The 17,240-nt window shown below is 62.2% G+C and carries 17 protein-coding genes; 8 read left to right on the top strand and 9 right to left on the bottom strand.

The genetic code is table 11. From position 1 onward, the window contains the following. Positions 1–153: 153 nt before the first annotated feature. On the top strand, positions 154–987 hold the full coding sequence (locus AC1DWA_RS12670; protein ID WP_054188050.1) for a hypothetical protein: 834 nt from the start codon (positions 154–156) through the stop codon (positions 985–987). 70 nt (positions 988–1,057) lie between these two features. Here AC1DWA_RS12670 and AC1DWA_RS12665 read toward each other — a convergent pair whose 3' ends face one another. Both AC1DWA_RS12665 and AC1DWA_RS12660 read right to left on the bottom strand, forming a co-directional pair. Continuing rightward, the gene (locus tag AC1DWA_RS12665; RefSeq protein WP_477846376.1) at positions 1,058–1,429 is read right to left on the bottom strand and encodes a hypothetical protein; all 372 of its coding nucleotides are present in this window, start codon (positions 1,427–1,429) and stop codon (positions 1,058–1,060) included. A 2-nt stretch (positions 1,430–1,431) separates the two neighbouring features. Continuing rightward, complete coding sequence (locus AC1DWA_RS12660; protein ID WP_003945847.1) at positions 1,432–2,592, bottom strand: 3-ketosteroid-9-alpha-monooxygenase, oxygenase component; 1,161 nt, start codon at positions 2,590–2,592, stop codon at positions 1,432–1,434. A 195-nt stretch (positions 2,593–2,787) separates the two neighbouring features. Here AC1DWA_RS12660 and hsaA point away from each other — a divergent pair, with 195 nt between their 5' ends. From hsaA to hsaB, 4 genes are read left to right on the top strand one after another with little or no spacing between them, the layout of a single operon-like run. After that, on the top strand, positions 2,788–3,963 hold the full coding sequence (hsaA, locus tag AC1DWA_RS12655; protein WP_029537542.1) for a 3-hydroxy-9,10-secoandrosta-1,3,5(10)-triene-9,17-dione monooxygenase oxygenase subunit: 1,176 nt from the start codon (positions 2,788–2,790) through the stop codon (positions 3,961–3,963). A gap of 10 nt (positions 3,964–3,973) precedes the next feature. Beyond that, positions 3,974–4,852, top strand: a complete 879-nt coding sequence (hsaD, locus tag AC1DWA_RS12650) for a 4,5:9,10-diseco-3-hydroxy-5,9,17-trioxoandrosta-1(10),2-diene-4-oate hydrolase (RefSeq protein WP_019746906.1) — start codon at positions 3,974–3,976, stop codon at positions 4,850–4,852. Next, positions 4,852–5,754 carry an iron-dependent extradiol dioxygenase HsaC gene (gene hsaC / locus AC1DWA_RS12645; RefSeq protein ID WP_477846424.1) on the top strand — a complete coding sequence of 301 codons (903 nt, stop codon included), beginning with the start codon at positions 4,852–4,854 and terminating at the stop codon, positions 5,752–5,754. The genes hsaD and hsaC overlap by 1 nt, the downstream gene beginning before the upstream one ends. Continuing rightward, on the top strand, positions 5,751–6,350 hold the full coding sequence (hsaB, locus tag AC1DWA_RS12640; protein WP_477916686.1) for a 3-hydroxy-9,10-secoandrosta-1,3,5(10)-triene-9,17-dione monooxygenase reductase subunit: 600 nt from the start codon (positions 5,751–5,753) through the stop codon (positions 6,348–6,350). The genes hsaC and hsaB overlap by 4 nt, the downstream gene beginning before the upstream one ends. Here hsaB and AC1DWA_RS12635 read toward each other — a convergent pair. Both AC1DWA_RS12635 and AC1DWA_RS12630 read right to left on the bottom strand, forming a co-directional pair. Beyond that, entirely contained in the window at positions 6,256–7,080 is an 825-nt protein-coding gene (locus AC1DWA_RS12635) for an Abi-alpha family protein (protein WP_069146975.1), read from the bottom strand. The two genes, hsaB and AC1DWA_RS12635, sit on opposite strands and share 95 nt — an antisense overlap. 14 nt (positions 7,081–7,094) lie before the next feature. Continuing rightward, positions 7,095–8,369 carry a DUF445 domain-containing protein gene (locus AC1DWA_RS12630; RefSeq protein ID WP_019746908.1) on the bottom strand — a complete coding sequence of 425 codons (1,275 nt, stop codon included), beginning with the start codon at positions 8,367–8,369 and terminating at the stop codon, positions 7,095–7,097. Between the two features lie 330 nt (positions 8,370–8,699). Between AC1DWA_RS12630 and thrS the strand changes: the two genes are divergently transcribed. After that, complete coding sequence (thrS, locus tag AC1DWA_RS12625; protein WP_477846375.1) at positions 8,700–9,920, top strand: threonine--tRNA ligase; 1,221 nt, start codon at positions 8,700–8,702, stop codon at positions 9,918–9,920. On the opposite strand, the gene AC1DWA_RS12620 is transcribed toward thrS, so the two are convergent. Then, entirely contained in the window at positions 9,917–10,363 is a 447-nt protein-coding gene (locus tag AC1DWA_RS12620) for a MarR family winged helix-turn-helix transcriptional regulator (protein WP_003945852.1), read from the bottom strand. The genes thrS and AC1DWA_RS12620 overlap by 4 nt on opposite strands. Positions 10,364–10,506: 143 nt before the next feature. Between AC1DWA_RS12620 and AC1DWA_RS12615 the strand changes: the two genes are divergently transcribed. Then, positions 10,507–11,652: an MFS transporter gene (locus AC1DWA_RS12615; protein WP_477916684.1), complete on the top strand. Its 1,146-nt coding sequence runs from the start codon at positions 10,507–10,509 to the stop codon at positions 11,650–11,652. 48 nt (positions 11,653–11,700) lie between these two features. Here the strand turns inward: AC1DWA_RS12615 and AC1DWA_RS12610 are convergent, their stop codons facing one another. The 3 genes from AC1DWA_RS12610 to AC1DWA_RS12600 all read right to left on the bottom strand — a co-directional run bounded on the left by AC1DWA_RS12610 (position 11,701) and on the right by AC1DWA_RS12600 (position 15,436). Further along, a complete protein-coding gene (locus AC1DWA_RS12610) occupies positions 11,701–13,755 on the bottom strand; it encodes a neutral/alkaline ceramidase (protein ID WP_070796374.1) in 2,055 nt (684 codons plus the stop codon). Positions 13,756–13,850: 95 nt separating this feature from the next. After that, positions 13,851–14,579: an acetoacetate decarboxylase family protein gene (locus AC1DWA_RS12605; protein WP_029254467.1), complete on the bottom strand. Its 729-nt coding sequence runs from the start codon at positions 14,577–14,579 to the stop codon at positions 13,851–13,853. Then, a complete protein-coding gene (locus AC1DWA_RS12600) occupies positions 14,576–15,436 on the bottom strand; it encodes an SDR family oxidoreductase (RefSeq protein WP_019746912.1) in 861 nt (286 codons plus the stop codon). Before AC1DWA_RS12600 ends, AC1DWA_RS12605 begins: the two co-directional genes overlap by 4 nt. Before the next feature lie 139 nt (positions 15,437–15,575). Here AC1DWA_RS12600 and AC1DWA_RS12595 point away from each other — a divergent pair, with 139 nt between their 5' ends. Further along, positions 15,576–16,781: a cytochrome P450 gene (locus tag AC1DWA_RS12595; RefSeq protein WP_477916682.1), complete on the top strand. Its 1,206-nt coding sequence runs from the start codon at positions 15,576–15,578 to the stop codon at positions 16,779–16,781. On the opposite strand, the gene AC1DWA_RS12590 is transcribed toward AC1DWA_RS12595, so the two are convergent. Further along, positions 16,770–17,204, bottom strand: coding sequence for a cupin domain-containing protein (locus AC1DWA_RS12590; protein ID WP_113682127.1), 435 nt, complete (start codon positions 17,202–17,204; stop codon positions 16,770–16,772). The two genes, AC1DWA_RS12595 and AC1DWA_RS12590, sit on opposite strands and share 12 nt — an antisense overlap. Between the last annotated feature and the right edge of the window lie 36 nt (positions 17,205–17,240).

Genomic DNA, 17,240 nt, shown 5'->3' with positions numbered 1-17,240 from the left:
TCGAGCGTGATCGCCGTAGTTCTTTGGTGGGAAATATCGTCGTTATGTGTGAATCCGCGTCTCACTTCTCGGTAGCGTGCCGGGCGTAGATCGAGGTGCGATCCGCAGGGGGTGGCTCTCGTGAATTTCCGTCAACGGTGGAGGAACTCGAAGATGAAGAGCCGCAACAAATCTCGAGTGATGTCGACAGTCGCGCTAGTTGCAACATTTGTAATGGCCGGTGCAGGTGTGGCACTTGCCGACGAATCATCGTCAGGGTCTTCCGGCAGCGGATCGCTCGGTTCCTCCGGTGCGGCAGCGGTTGATCCGTTGACCTTCGACGGTTGGGGCACGTGCCCGATCGAGGATCTCGAGGTGACGACGTGCGCCAGCGTCGTAGTTCGCGGAGGGACCATGAAATTGGGCGCACTTTCGGTGCCGATCCCGGACGGAAGCCTCAAGGTTGCGGGCGGAGTGAAATACGCGACCCAGCCGGACAACAGTTTCATCGAGACGTTCGTCGCCAAGCAGGACGGGTCCAACGGGGTCTATTCCAATCCGATTTCGGTACCCGGAGGTGCTCTCGGGATCGATACTCCGCTGGGACTGACTCAGATCAGCGCGACGGTGGAATCGGTGGGAGTCCCGGATCTGAAGGTTCTCGAGCAGGAACTCACCATGCCTGTTCGATTGAAGCTGTCTAATCCCTTGCTCGGTGACGATTGCTACATCGGTTCGGTTTCGAATCCGATCAACCTTCACCTGACCACAACCGGAAACCCTCCGTCGGAACCTATCGGTGAGTTCCCCGGTGCAGTGTTCCCGGCAGTCCCACATTCGGATGCGGTGTTTGCGGCGCCGGGAGCCAGCGGGTGTGGACCGCTGGGTGCGCTCAACTGGGCCGTGAATCTACGCGGGGGAGTGCCGGCGGCCAGCGGAAAGAACTCTCTCACCACGTCGAGCGACGTCTACGCGGTGGCTGCACGAAAGGTGCGACCGCCTGCCTGACGGACACGCGGGCGCTGGAACGTAAAACGAGGGCCGACCCGTGGGTCGGCCCTCGTTCTACACAATCAGGTCAGCTGACCTCGGGATCACGCACCGTGATGGTGCCGTCCCTAACCGCGTCGGCGATGCTGTCGTGCAGTTTCGGGCATCCGTCTTTCAATGCCGACGACTGCCCGGAAGCAATTGCCTCTTTGAAGGTGTGGCAACGCAGCGCCGGGTCGGAAGTCCACTGAACGCTGGTGTGTTTGTACGTGTTCTTGCGAACCAGTACGCACGCGCCGCATGCCTTGCAGTCGACTTCCTGCAGACCCGAGTCGAGGTATTCGTGCTTGTCCTCGATCGTCTGGGCCGCGATCGCCTCGAGCCGTTCCGTTTGCCCGGCAAAGTCCGGTGCCTTGGCCCAACGAGCCCACTGTGCGTCGGTTCCGATCGAGGCGCTCACGACTAGACCTCTGCTTCCTTCTTTGCCGCTTCTGCTGCAGCTTCCTTCTCGGCCTTCTGGCGTGCGAGGTTTTCCTCGACCTCGGCGTGCCAGGCTTCGTTTGCCTTGGTGGTGTCCACCTCGAACTCGAAGCGCTGCGTCATCTTCTCGGTGACGTCGGCCTTGTCCACGTAGAACTGCTCGTACCAGCGTCGTAGCTGGTAGACGGGGCCGTCTTCTTCGCAGAGAAGGGGATTCTCGATCTTGGTCTTGTTCTTCCAGATCGCGACGTCCTGCAGGAATCCCTCGCTGATGCCCTCGGTGAACTTGCCGGCCAACTTGTCGGCCATCTCGTCGGAGACACCCGTCGGCTTCTTCACCGTCACGCCCCACTGCAGCACGAACGAGTCCGGGCTGATCGGGTAGTGGCAGTTGATCAGAACACTCTCGACCTCGTATCCGCTGTAGCTGTTCCACAGGGGATTGACCATGTACGACGGTCCGTAATACGCAGCTTCGGAGCGAAGCAGCGTGTCGCCGCCGTACTGGGAGGCCATTCCGATGTCGGGACGGCCCGTGGTGTTGAGGTACTGAGTGGCGATCTCACCTTCGAAGACGTTCTTGAAGTACGTCGGGAAGGCGTAGTGGATGTAGTAGAAGTGCGCCATGTCGACCACGTTGTCGATGATCTCGCGGCAGTTGGACCCCTCGATGACCATGGAGTTCCAGGTCCAGTCGGTCCATTCGTCGCTGTACGCACCCTCGATACGAGGAATCACGATCTCTTCGGGCGGCGGATTGCCCTCGGGGTCGTTCCAGACGAAGAGCTGACCGTTCTGCTCGAGGGTCGTCCACGCGCGGGTGCGTGCGAGCGGAGGCACGCGGCGGGCATAAGGAATGCCGGTGCACTTGCCGTTGCCGCCCCAGCGCCAGTCGTGGAAGGGGCAGGCGATGGAATCGCCCTTGACCTCGCCTTGTGTGAGGTCACCACCCATATGACGGCAGTATCCGTCGAGAACTTTGATGTCGCCCTTGCTGTCGGCGAACACCACGAGCTTCGTACCGAAAGCCTCGATCGCGTGCGGTTTGCCGTCCTTGAAGGTCTTCAGTAGACCCAGGCAGTGCCAACCGCGGGCGAAACGAGTTTGCACCGTTCCGACGTCGATCTCGCGAATCTGCGCCATTGTGACCTCACATCCCTTCTAGCTGTTAGTAGAACACGTTATAGAACTCGATCCGGTTCCGCCAGATTTTGGGGGCACTTGTTACAGCATTGCGGCCACAAACGGGACCTTTGTCAGCGTCTCGACAGAAAAGAGAACGTGTTCTAGTCTCAAGTGTAAGTGAACCAACCGATCGAGGAAGACGGGAGCGTCGAAGTGGGTAACCATGACAGCCACGAGGTGATGCAGAGGCTCGACGCACTACTGCCGGCACTGCGCGAGCGCGCACAGGAGACCGAGGATCTGCGTCGTATCCCCGACGAGTCCATCAAGGGACTCCAGGAAACAGGCTTCTTCCGCTTGCTGCAGCCGAAGCAGTGGGGCGGGTACGAAGCCGATCCGGTGCTGTTCTACTCCGCAGTCAAGAAGATCGCCAGCGCGTGCGGTTCCACCGGGTGGGTCTCCTCGATCATCGGCGTACACAACTGGCACCTCGCCCTCTTCTCTCAGCAGGCGCAGGAAGACGTGTGGGGCAACGACACTGACGTGCGCATCTCGTCCTCTTACGCTCCGATGGGTATGGGTGAAGTAGTCGAGGGCGGATACAAGGTCAACGGTGCGTGGGCGTGGTCCTCGGGTTGTGACCATGCCAGCTGGGCCGTTCTCGGTGGTCCGGTGTTCAAGGACGGCCGCGCAGTCGATTTCGTGAGCTACCTGATTCCTCGCGAGGACTACCAGATCGACGACGTGTGGAATGTGGTCGGCCTGCGTGGAACCGGCTCCAATACCGTTGTGGTCAAGGATGTTTTTGTTCCCACACATCGCGTGCTGAGCTTCCGGGCGATGAGCGAACTGACCGCCCCCGGCCTCGAAAACAACACCGCGCCGGTCTACAAGATGCCGTGGGGAACCATTCACCCCACCACGATCTCGGCACCGATCGTCGGAATGGCTTACGGCGCCTACGAAGCGCACGTCGAGCACCAGGGCAAGCGTGTTCGCGCTGCGTTCGCCGGCGAGAAGTCGAAGGACGATCCGTTCGCCAAGGTGCGTATCGCCGAGGCATCCAGTGACATCGACGCCGCGTGGCGTCAGCTCTCCGGCAACGTCGCCGACGAGTACGCGTTGATCCTTGCGGGCGAAGAGGTTCCGATGGAACTGCGACTGCGCGCTCGACGCGACCAGGTGCGCGCCACTGGCCGTGCGATCGCCTCGATCGACAAGCTCTTCGAGAACTCCGGTGCCACGGCACTGCAGAACGGCACTCCGATTCAGCGTTTCTGGCGCGACGCTCACGCTGGTCGCGTCCACGCCGCGAACGATCCCGAACGCGCATACGTCATGTTCGGAACCGGCGAATTCGGTCTGCCGATCACCGACACGATGGTCTAGAGGAGGCTCAGTGACAACCACCGAAGAAGCTCTCACCTACGAGTCCACTTCGCGGTTCGCGCAAGTGCGCCCCGATCTGAAACTGCACTTCCACGAGGCAGGCGTCGGAAACGACAAGACCATCGTGCTGCTGCACGGCGGTGGCCCAGGCGCGTCGTCGTGGTCGAACTTCGCCCGCAACATTCCGGTGTTGGCGAAGAACTTTCACGTCATCGCCGTCGATCAGCCCGGTTACGGGCAGTCCGACAAGCCGACGGAGCATCCGCAGTACTTCGTGCACAGTGCGTCGGCGCTCAATGATCTTCTGGACACGCTCGAGATCACCGGTCGCGTTGACCTGCTGGGCAATTCGCTCGGTGGTGGCGCTGCTGTTCGCTTTGCGCTCGACTACCCGGACCGTGCGGGTCGCCTCGTTCTGATGGGCCCCGGCGGTCTCAGTGTCAACCTGTTTGCGCCGGACCCCACCGAGGGCGTCAAGAACCTCGGGAAGTTCAGCTACCAGCCCACACGTGAGAACCTCGAAGCATTCTTGCGGATCATGGTCTTCGATCAGAAGCTGATCACGCCGGAACTCGTCGACGAACGCTTTGCTGCCGCCAGCACTCCCGAGTCGCTGGCTGCGGCCAAGGCGATGGGTAAGTCCTTCTCCAGCGGTGACTTCGAGCTTGGCATGCTCTGGCGCGAGGCGTACAAGCTCCGTCAGCGTGTGTTGCTGATCTGGGGCCGTGAGGATCGGGTCAACCCCCTCGACGGCGCACTGGTTGCGCTCAAGATGATCCCGCGCGCGCAACTCCACGTCTTCGGCGGTTGCGGTCACTGGGCGCAGCTCGAGAAGTTCGACGAATTCAACCGGCTCGCAACCGACTTCCTGCTCGACGGAGGTAAATGATGGGTATTCGATCTCTGGCGTACATGCGCATCGGGGCCACCGACATGGCTGCGTGGCGCGAATACGGACTCAAGATCCTCGGAATGATCGAGGGCAAGGGCGTCGACGCGGATTCACTGTATCTGCGTATGGACGACTTCCCGGCGCGTCTTGTCATCGTTCCGAACGACACGGACCGTCTGCTCGTCTCGGGCTGGGAAACCGCGAATGCGGCTGAGCTGCAGGATATCCGTGACAGGTTGTCGGCAGCCGGTGTTCCGTTCAAGGAAGGCACGGCGGAGCAGCTCAAGGACCGTCGCGTCGTCGAGATGATCGCGTTCGAGGACACCTCGGGCAACTCCCTCGAGGTGTTCCACGGAGCTGCTCTCGAACACCGCCGGATCGTGAGCCCGTACGGGCACAGGTTCGTGACGGGCGAGCAGGGCCTCGGCCACGTCGTGCTCACCACCGACGACGACGATGCTTCGCTGCGGTTCTACCGCGACGTACTCGGATTCAAGCTTCGCGACTCGATGCGTTTGCCTCCGCAGATGGTCGGCCGGCCCGCGGACGGCGACCCGGCGTGGCTGAGGTTCCTCGGCTGCAACCCGCGTCACCACAGCTTGGCGTTCCTGCCGTTGCCCAACCCGACGGGCATCGTGCACCTGATGCTCGAGGTGAAGAACTCCGACGACGTCGGACTGTGCCTCGACCGGGCACTGCGCAAGAAGGTCAAGATGTCGGCGACTCTCGGTCGCCACGTCAACGACGAGATGCTCTCGTTCTACATGAAGACTCCGGGCGGGTTCGACATCGAATTCGGTTGTGAGGGGCTAGAGGTCGAGGACGAAAACTGGATCGCGAGGGAAAGCACGGCCGTGAGCCTGTGGGGTCACGACTTCACGGTGGGAATGAAGCCGTGAGTTCGCCCGACGCGTCGGTGAGTGCGGAACAGGCCATCGATCCACGCCAGTTCCGCACGGTTCTCGGGCAATTCTGCACGGGTATCACCATCATCACGACAGTCGACGACGGTGAGCCGGTCGGGTTCGCGTGTCAGTCTTTCGCTGCCCTGTCACTCGACCCACCTTTGGTGTTGTTCTGCCCCACCAAGGGTTCTCGGTCGTGGGCGGCAATCGAGCGGACCGGGAAGTTCGCCGTCAACGTGTTGGCGGAGGAACAGCAGGCGGTGTGTGCTCGTTTCGGGTCGCGTGAGCCGGACAAGTTCGCGGGTATCGATTGGACGCCATCACCGTTGGGGTCACCGATCATCGACAAGTCGCTCGCCCACATCGACTGCACGGTGGAAACCGTCCACGACGGCGGTGATCACTACGTCGTCTTCGGACGTGTGTCGTCGATGAGTGAGATCAAGATGGTTAAGGAGTCCAGGGGCTCCTTAACCACTCACGGGGCCGGAGGCCCTAAAGAGAAAAACAGGTATGACAGAAGTCGTCACCGAACGGCGTCAGCAGGATGCTACGACGCACTATCTTGTTGGATCGTCCGGCTCGCTTGACCGCCTCGATCACCGACGGCTGGACCTCGACCACCTGGTACCGGTCGGCCTCGACGGGCTCTCGTGAGAACGCCACCAAACCGAGCCGATGCAGGTTGTTCAGGTACGCGCTGATGCGGTCCAGATGGCGACATCCCGCCAGTTCTCCGATCATCGACAGCCCCTCGTCGATCATCTCCGAGCCGACGCCGAACGGCCGCGCCGTACGTACGTCCACGCTCGGTTGCGCACCTGAAGTGGCCAGCAACCGAAGAATTCGAGCTTCGTCCGGCGCGATCTCGTCAAGGATCCGGTCGTAGGCCGGGTGCAGATCGTCGCGATCGGTCACGTCCGCGGAACGGTCCAGCAACCTGTCGCCGCGTGCCCGCAGCGCCGCGAGAGTGGCTTCGACACTCTGTTTGCGATTGGTTCGAGTTGCCATTGCTGCCCGTAGGTTGTCGGTCCGCGAGCCGTCTCCGTTGGAGTTCTCGGCCCGACGTTCGGATTGAACATTGGCCGATTCAGCGGCCTCTGCCGCGGCTTCGGCGGCAGCCTGAACGATCTGCCGCGTCGCTTCCTTCGCCGTCCCGAAAGCCCAACCCGTCAGCTTGATCGACGTGAGCGTCGTCGTGGCAGTCAGCCCGACAAGGCTGCGGATCAGACGCTTTTCCACGGATTCGACCGGCGCGATGTCCGCAGCCCAGTCGTACGATTCCGCTTCGACGATCAGGCGATGGTCGTGCTCACTCATACTCATACTCCGACTCATACTCCGAATATTGCGAGGTGCAGGAAACCGGCAAACGAGCCCAGCACGGCCCCGTGTACGAACAACAGCCACTCGTCCTGTTTGACGGCTGAGCGTAGTAGTTCACTGAAATCTTCCGGTGAAAGGATGCTCATGCGTTCGGTGACGAAGACACGAATCTTCTCCGACTGGCTCTCGGCGAACTCCGCGTCCTCGAAGACCCTTGGGTACAGATCGAGCACTTCGGTGGTGGCCAGGCCGGGCAGACGCTTGTAGCTCTGCGAACCGACGGTCATCTTGACCACCGACTTTGCCCAGCCGGCGGCGTCGTCGACGGATTCGCGCAGTACCTGATCGAGCATCCGCCGCGTTCGGTCCGAGCGGGGACCTTCGAGGAGTTCGGTGCCGATGTTCTCGAGCGTCACGACGTGATCGGCCAGGGTTTTTGCGTACCCGGCGATGATCTCGGTGCGGCGTTTGAGGAAAAGTCCCTGCCGCCACGGCACCCAACGGCTGGGGGTGATCGGTTCGAAGATCATCGTGATTCCCAGGTAGTTCACGATGTACCCGATGATCACGCCACCGATGGGAAGCACCCACCACTGCGGAACCAGATGGAGGATTCCGACGAGCACGAAGCCCATCGGGAACCCGAAGTAGAAGCCGAAGTTCTGCATGAACCTGAGCTCTTTGTTGCCCATCGTGCGGAAGATGTCGTTGAGCAGTTTGGGATGCGAGGAGAGGTAGCGGATCACCATCAGCTTCGCGTCGATGAACTCGTCGATGTCCTCTTCGATGCGGTCGGTGATCATGCGCACGCTGGCCGGCAGATCGTCCTCCACCTTGCGGAAGACGGCTTCCTTCACCGACGTCGGAAGGTTGTGCCACAGCTGAGGATTCTCGGCCGTCATGATTCTGGTGACCACGCCGCGCACTTCACTGCGGGAGATGTTCACCAAGTGCTCGGCGATGCTGTCCGGGTCCAGGACGCGATAGAAATCGGCGATGCTTCCGACTTTCGCGAGGGATTTGTCGACGGCGATCGACGCCATCTTCTCCGCCCGCGAGGGGACGATGCCTTGCCAACCGAATCTGCCGTCGCTGGTGATCGCGGGGATCACCTGGACGCGCCGGGGGAGGAACGGGAAGAGCAGTTTGAGGCCGGGCACTTTGATCCCGTGGAAGTTGATCGGCGCAAACAGCATCAGGACGCCCGACCAATTGGTGATGTACCCGATGATTCCGGTGAACAAAGGAATGGTGATCAACTGTTCGAGCAAGTGGTCCGGCACCGTCGCACATCCTCCTCATATCCGAGAACCTCACGTTCGGACATGATTGCCGAAACTTCGCTCTTCGTGGGTGTTTCGTTGGCTACTGCTGCGCCTTCCCAGTTGCGTCAGCATAGAGGCCCGACAATTCGGGCTGTAGGTGGGTAGGAAGTTGATGTAACCTCACGTACATGGTCAGTATTGCGCACAACACGACGACGCCGGTTCTCTTCCGGCGCATCGTTTAGCAACTGCTGACCGAACCCTTTCAGCCCCGGGAGTTATCGCCCCGGGGCTTTCCTGTTTCGTCGCTCCGCGTGCGTCTCCCCTTGAACGATTTGGAGAGCTCTCATGAGCGTTGACCACCGCGAACTCGGGCGCGACCTGGAGTTTTTCGCCACCACCCCCATAGTCGGAGCCGGCCTTCCGCTCTGGTTACCGGACGGCGCCGTCATCAGGAACGAACTCGAAAAGTTCGCCGCCGAACAAGCAGCGCGCTCCGGTTGTCAGGGTGTCTATACCCCGGTTATGGCGAAGAAAGAGTTGTACGAGAGATCTGGTCATTGGTCCAAGTTCTCGGAAGACATGTTCCCCGAAATGAAGATAGGCGGAGAGTCATTTCTCCTTCGTCCGGCTAACTGTCCTCATCACGCTCAGGTATTCGCCGCTCGCGGTCGTAGTTATCGCGAGCTACCTTTCCGCGTTCGTGAACTCGGCTCGATGTTCCGTAGCGAACTCTCCGGAGTTCTCAGCGGATTGAGTCGAGTCCGACAGATCAATCTCGACGACGCACATGTCTTCTGTAGTCGTGAACAAGTGCAAGCGGAAGTGATCGTCGCGCTCGTCGCGATCGAGCGCTGCTACTCGACTCTGGGGATTGCCGAACGGGAGTACCGCCTCTCGATCAGAGGGGGAGAGCAGCAGTACCTCGGCACCGACGAGCAGTGGGCGGACGCCGAGGATCACCTTCGCGAGGCGCTGAATGCACGCTCGATCGAGTACGTGGAAGCGAAGGGGGAGGCAGCGTTCTACGGTCCCAAGATCGACGTCCAGGTGCGAGACGCGCACGGCCGCGAGGAAACACTCTCGACCGTGCAACTCGACTTCAATCAACCGGAGCGGTTCGACCTCGAGTACACCGCTGAGGACGGATCCAAGGCTCGCCCCGTCATGATCCATCGGGGCTTGCTCGGGTCGATGGAACGCATGACTGCGCTTTTGATCGAAAGGTTCGAAGGGCGGATGCCGCCGTGGCTGGCACCCAACCAAGTCTCGATTCTGCCCGTCGGCGACCGGCACCAGGTTGAGGCCGAGCGTTTGCGGGCCGATCTCGAGGCTCGCGATGTTCGAGTGGCGATCGCGCCTGACGGATCGTTGGGACGTCGCATCCGCGAGGCACGCACTCACCGTGACCCGTACATCGCGGTGATCGGGGACAACGAGGTGCACGGCGGCACCGTCGACGTTCTGGTCCCCGCGCGTGGTGGGCGGGCGGTCGTCGATGCGAGTGTGTTTGTCGCTCAGGTGGTCTCGGGAATCGAGGAGCGTGCCCTGCTTCCGGCAGACTTCTAGCCGACGGGTAGTTCGTGGAGCGCGCGCACCAGTGGCGCGAGTTCGGGTGTTTTGCATGCCTCGTCGAGTGCGGCCTCGAGGGTGGCGTCGTGCGTCGGCCGTGCGCTTTCGAGAAGCTCGCGGCCGGCCGGCGTCAGTTCGGTGTAGATGCCTCGGCGGTCGTCGGCGCACAGGATGCGCGTCAGTAGTCCTCGATCTTCGAGTCGATTGACCAAGCGCGTCGTGGCGCTGCTGCTCAGTGCGGCAGCGCGAGCCAGCTGGGCCATCCGCATGTGCCAGCCGTCCTGGCGGCTCAGTGCGTCGAGCACGGTGTATTCGACGACGGACAGTTTGTGCTCACGCTGGAGCGCGCGTTCCAGTTCGGTGTCGAGGGCGCCGTGCAGTGCTGCGAGCGTGCGCCACCCTTGCGAACGGATTTCGACGGCGTCGTCGGCGATCCCCATGTGATTCTCCTTGTCCGTTTCCTGCGACTCCAGGTTACCAGCTTGCGCATGTAGCGCGCGCGTGCAACTATTTATAGCGCGCCTGCAACTACTGCACACGCCCGCTAACGGCTTACGCGTAAATCTGTGAAAGGAACATCGAGATGCCATTGGGTCTCATTGCCCTCGCTATGGGCGGGTTCGGGATCGGCCTCACCGAATTTGTCATCATGGGCCTCCTGCCCGAGGTCTCGGCTGATTTCGAGGTCACCGAGTCCGTCGCGGGCTACCTGATCTCGGGCTACGCACTGTCGGTGGCGATCGGCGCGATCCTCCTGACCGCTGCCGTCACCCGCTTCGAGCGCAAGAAGGTCCTTCTCTCGCTCATGGTGCTGTTCATCATCGGCAACCTGATGTCCGCGCTCGCGCCCTCCTACGAGGTCATGATGGGCGGACGCATCGTCGCGGCACTGTGCCACGGTGCGTTCTTCGGGATCGGTTCGGTGGTTGCCGCCGACATGGTGGCGCCCAACAAGCGCGCCGGCGCCATCGCGATGATGTTCGCGGGCCTGACCATCGCCAACGTTCTCGGCGTTCCGTTCGGCACTCTGCTGGGCCAGCAACTCGGATGGCGCTCGACCTTCTGGGCCATCACCGTCATCGGCGTCATCGCCCTGATCGGAATTGCAGCACTCGTCCCGACGACGCCCGCCAGCACGACCGGTGGCGGATTGCGCGGAGAGTTGGGGGCATTCCGCAACAAGCAGGTATGGCTCTCGATCGCCATCACCATCCTCGGCTACGGCGGAATGTTCGGAGCCTTCACCTACATCGCCTTCACCCTCACCGAGGTCACCGGCTTCGCGACGTCCAGCGTTCCGTGGCTGCTCATCCTCTTCGGCTCGGGCCTGTTCGTCGGTAACTTCCTGGGCGCCAAGGCGGCCGACCGCTCGCTGACGAAGGCGCTGGTCTGGATTCTCGCGATCCTGACCGTCGTTCTGATCGTGTTCGCCGCCACCGCCGAGAGCAAGGTCATGACCGTGATCTCGCTGTTCTTCATGGGCGCCTTCGGTTTTGCGACGGTTCCAGGTCTGCAGATGCGGATCATGAACTACGCGTCGGCCGCACCGACCATGGCGTCGGGGGCAAATATTGCCGCCTTCAACGTCGGCAACGCGCTCGGTGCATGGCTGGGCGGAATCACCATCGCCGCGGGACTCGGCTTCACCTCCCCGATCTGGATGGGGGCGGCGGTCACCGTCGCCGGTCTGCTGGTCCTGATCGTCGCGGCGAAGATCGACCGCCCGTGAACGTATCGCTCCCCTTGTCCAACAAGGGGAGCGATACGTTCACGCGGGTCAGGTGAGGCGGAATTCGGCGGTCACCCCGGAGAACGGCGAAATCGCGCCGCTACCCCGAGCCTTCGACGCACCGAAGTGTTGGACTCGATACGTACCCGCCGGAGTATCGGCCGGAACATCCCACGTGATGCGAACGACGGAACCGTTGCTCCCGACCCGGCGCCAGTGCAGTTTGGTGGACCAGTCGTTGTCGTCGGCGACCCGTGTCCAGGATCCGCCGGTATTTCGCTGGATCTCGTAGAAGGTCCCGTTTCGGTGAGTGTCGTTCTTGGGGTGGCCGGTGACGAACTCGACGGCAACCTGCGCACCCGGTGAGCCGTCGCCGGGCTGGACGGTCGCATCGCCGAATTGTGTTCCCGGCAAGGGCTCGTCGAAGTCGACGCCAGGTCCGAAGCTGGGTTGGAACCCGGACAGGTCGGCCGGCGCGGGGCCGCGAGGAGGTTCGGTGCCGTCGCGCATCGCGGCTGCGAGAGCGGCGTACCCCTGTTGATAGGCCGGCAGTGTGTAACGGCCGAACATCGTCGAGCCGCCCTCGTACTGCTGCGAATCGTATTCCTGTGGCGTGGTGCAGTAGCTCGAGTACGAGTTCGCGTAGCCCTGGAAGATGACGTTCTCGAGGGGAACTCCAAGCTCCTCGGCGACGGTTCGACGCACTCGTAATCCGGAGACGATGGTGAATTCCGCAGGGCCACCGACGATGTAGAACTGGCCGATCCGCAGGATCTGGATCTTCAGTACGTTCGGCACCCATCCGCCCGGTGGCAACAGGCCGACCGGAACGACTACGAGCTTGGGGGCCTGTGCATCCTGAAGCCATTGAGGCACAGGAGCATCCATGCCGCCCAAGGCGTCGATCATGGGGTTTCGGGTGCCCTCGGGGAAGATCGGAATTGCAGGCCCGTCCTCGACGCTTCCGGCGCTCATTGCCGCACCGATCGCTGCCGGTGCAGTGCGGTGCTCGCGCCCGTCCGGGGTGAATCTTCCGCTCACCACCTGATTTGCCATGTCCAGGTACATGATCCGACTGTCGACACCACCAGTGACGGTTTCGGAGGCCGAGCCGAAGGCAGTTTGAGCCGCCGCAACCTGGCGCAGCCCGATGATGCGTGCATTCTCGAATTCGTCCTCGGTCGGTCCGCGTCCGGGCTCGAGGAAGAGGTTCGGTGACATGTCGCCGCTGTTGGTCTGCGGAAAAGCGGCAATGAAGCTGGTGTCGCCGTCGAGGTAACGCACACCCCGGTCGTCGTGCTCCCAGAAGTACGCCGCGGCGCCCTTGTTGTCCCCGGAGATGAGATGGTTCTCGTTCGTGAGCGAGGCGCAGTGGGTAGCGAACCAGTTGATCGCCCCGATGTCCTTGCTGCCCCGACTGATCCGCATGACACGCATGTGGTGATCGTTGCCACCGGGGTAGTAGGCCTTGTCCTCTTCGGGATTGAGGTCGAACGCCACTCGCGATCGGTTGACGCTGGCATCGGTGAGGTCGGACCGCCCGAAACGGACGGAGCCCGGCGCCAGGTTCTCGTGGGCAGCGCTGATCGCCTCGACCATGCCGTTGACCTCGGCTTCGAACACCGGCAGTTCGAAGCCGAGAACTGCGAGGTTGTACGCGTAGTTGTGCGAGGCCCCACCACATGCCGCGTGTGAATGGATGGCCGTCAACATGACGTTGCGTTCGGTGTAGATGTCGCCGAATTTCCCAGCCAGCCGGCGTAGGACCTCGTCGTGAACGGACTGGAAGATCATGCAGTTGTCGACGCACACGTAGGCGACCCGTGACCCGCCGGACTCGAAGATGAAGGCGCGTGCGCGCATTCGCTGGTGCAGGCCTTCGGCGCGTTGGTCGAAGCTCGAGTAGCCCATCATGCCGACCTCGGCGACCGGTCCGGTCACATCGGAGATCCCGACGCCCACCTGCAACGACGACGACTTGTCGGTACGTGCGGGTGAAACGGTGCGTGCCGGCGAAGCTGCGACGGCCTGGTTCGTCGACAGAGCGGCGAGCGCAGGTGCGGCGGCAGCGCCTGCCAGTACGGTGCGTCGGGTGATCTGCACGAGTGTCCTTTCGGGCGGTCTGACGCGAGTTGGTCAACCGTCCAGGAGTGTAGCCCGAGTCACACGTGACCGAAAGGGGTGCCGTCGGCTGACACTCAGATCGTTGTCGCCTCCCCGAACGTCATCGCCAGGTTTTTGATGGTCGTGGTCATCAGGGCCCGGCGGGGGAGTCCCAGTTTCCGAAGCTCCGCCGCCATCGGGTGACTACCCAGCTGAACCTCTGCTCCACCAGGGCGCGATTTGACGCCGGTCGGCGCCATGTCCCACGACGTGCACCTGGTTGCGCCGTCGAGATGCGAGTACGCGGCCAACGACATGTTGGCTCCGCCGCCAGGCACGCTGACGCCGGACTTCACACTCAACTGTGTGATGAGTTTGCCGTCGCGCGAGACGGATCCGCGCTTGACCGAGCCGACGTGCTCGGTGTCGAACTCGGCGAGCACCTTCGGGAATCCCCAGATTTCCCGGCCGGCGGCCTTGGTGAACTCTCCGTCCACCGGCAACTCGTGAATGAGTGCCCCTGCAGTTCCGGCAGCGAGCGAACGTAGATCTCCCAGCACCGAGGTTTCGGGAGGCGCAGTGTGGCTACGCACCATGTACGTCACCCCGAATTCGTTGTACGGCCCCAGATCCCCATCGATGTAGTCGACAAAAACCAGGCCGCACAGCGCCCGGCCGGGACGGTACTGGAGCGCGGTCAAGCCGGTGTAATCGATGATCGACTGCGCCGTTGCGCTGGGTACCGAGTACAACGCCATGAAGGCCGACGCGGTGCGAACTTCGACGGGCATCTCGACCTTCTTGCCCAGAATCGTGTAGCTCATGGCGCGACCACCCCGCGGAGTCCGTCGGATCCGTAGACGGGTTCGAGCATCGAGCGGAAATCCGGTCCGCGGCGCAGCATTTGGCCTCCGTCGACGTTGATGATCTGCCCGGTGATCCAGGTGGATTGCGGTCCGAGTAGGAAGGAAGCGAGTCCGGCGACGTCCTCGACCTCGCCGACGCGTTCGAGCGGAGTGTTGGCCAGGTAGTCGTCCAGGATCGGGCCACCGTCGGTGATGAGCGCGACCAGATCCGTTCGGGTCAGACCCGGCCGGATCGCATTGACACGAATGTTGCTGGCGCCCAGTTCGTCTGCCGCCAATTGCACCAGGTGGTCGACGCCGGACTTCGAGACGCCGTACGCGCCGAACCAGCGATGTGTGTTGCTGCTGGCGATCGACGAGATCGCGACGATGGATCCACCGCCTCCTGCCACCAGCGCCCGGGCGCCGTGCTTGATCGTCAGCATGGTCCCCGTGACGTTGAGGTCGACGGTGCGGCGCCACGCGTCGACGTCGAGTTGCGTGACCGGTGCGATGGTTTCGTTCCCGCCGGCGCAGGCCACGACTCCGTCGAGCTTTCCGGTGACGGAGACCGCCGCGGCAACAGCGGCGACGACGTCTGCCTCGATCGTGACGTCGGTAGGGGAGACGCTGACCGATCCTTCCGGACTCGACTGCCGGATCGATTCGGCGGCAGCTTCGAGTTTCTCCTTGTTGCGTCCGCAGATCGTGACGTGAGCGCCAGACGCAACCAGCGAACGAGCGATGCCCAGACCGATGCCACTACCGCCGCCGGTCACCAGTATCGATGTGCCGGTGAAAGTGGGTATGCCCGCTGAGGCGGTGTCGTCGTCCATGTGTGTCTCCTGGTCGTTGCTCCGGCGGGCTCGCGTGCTGATTCTGGAGGTTTTCCGGTTCGGCTTCGGTGAAAACGCCCCACGCTATATAGGAACAGGTTCTACTTATTGTGGCAAGGGTTGTGCGAGAGGTGGAGTGATGGCTACCAGACCGACCTTCGATTTGATCGACGGACGCTTCTACAGCGGAGACCTCGGGAATGTGCGCGACGCATACGCCTGGATGCGTGATCACGAGCCCGTGTACCGAGACGACGCCAACGGAATCACCGCGGCCGCGAGCTACGACGCCGTCGTCGCAGCCGAGCGGGATCCCGAACTGTTCTCCAACGCCGGCGGCATCCGCCCCGAAACGGGTCCGTTGCCGCAGATGATCGACATGGACGACCCGCAGCACCTCACGCGTCGACGCTTGGTCAACGCGGGTTTCACACGTAAGAAGGTCGAAGCCAAGGCCGGCCGTATCCGGGAGATCTGCGATCAACTGATCGACGCCGTCTGTGAGAAAGGAGAAGCCGACTTCGTCGCAGACCTGGCCGCACCACTTCCCATGGCCGTCATCGGCGACATGTTGGGTGTCCGTCCCGAGGAACGCGCGTTGTTTCTGCGGTGGTCGGATGATCTGGTGAAGGCATTGGGAAGCAACGCTTCCCAGGAGCAACTGCAGGCCATGATGGCTGCGTATGTCGACTTCACCGCGTACATGATGCGAACCATTGCCGAGCGGAGGAGCGAGCCGGCCGACGATTTGGTGAGCACATTGATTCACAGTGCGGTCGACGGCGAGGCCCTCTCCGATCAGGAAATCGTCAACGAGTCCCTACTGATACTCATCGGCGGTGACGAGACCACACGGCACGTCCTGAGCGGCGGCATGGAGCAGCTGCTGCGCCATCCGGACCAGCATCGAGCGCTGGCCGACGATCCCGATGCCATTCCCTTGGCAATGGAGGAGATGTTGCGGTGGTCCTCGCCGATCAAGAACATGGCTCGAACTCTGACCCGTGATACCGATTTCTTCGGTGCGCAACTGAAAGCGGGTGAGAAGATGCTGCTGCTCTTCGAATCGGCAAATTTCGACRAGTCCGTGTTCCTGAACGCCGAACGGTTCGATATCGGCCGCACACCGAATCCACACGTGGCCTTCGGCTTCGGAACGCATTTCTGTCTGGGTAATCAGCTGGCCAGGCTCGAGGGACGGATCATGTTCGAGCAACTCTTCGCCAGGCTGCCGGGAATGGCACTTGCCACCGACGCGCCGTTGCAGCGGCGTGCCGCCAACTTCGTGTCCGGTCTCGAATCGATGCCGGTGCGGTTTACCGCTTCGGCGCCGTCAGCCGGGTAGTTGGCAGTTGGGAGGCGCAGCATCTTCGGAGAGGGCGCTGCCCGCCGGATTGACGTAGACGACCTCGAGTACCAATGGTGTTGTCTGCGAGTTGTTTCCGATGTGCACATGATCTGAACCGCTCGGTTCGATCAAAGTATTTCCGGCGCTGTAGATCCCGTCGACGGAGCAATCGGATCGGTAGTGGCTCAACGTGCCCTGCGCGATCAGTGCGTAGAGCGTCCCGTCGTGGAAGTGCCAACCGGTGGAACCGCCGGGGTCGATGGTGATCTGACGCAGGATGTAGTCCTTGCCGTCGAAAGTCACCTGCCCGAGGATTTCACCGTGTACTCCCGTGCTCGGTGTTGCCGACGCATTGATCGGCGTCAGAGACAGCCCGATCGCTGCGGACACTGCAAGCAGAACCTGATGGCGTTTACGCATGAGCGGCCCTCCCAGACGGATGTGCTCCTGAGTGTC

The organism is Rhodococcus sp. P4_F3_2, from assembly GCF_056401335.1.
Note: the sequence above shows the minus strand (reverse complement) of the source record. Positions and strands in the feature narration are given on the sequence as shown.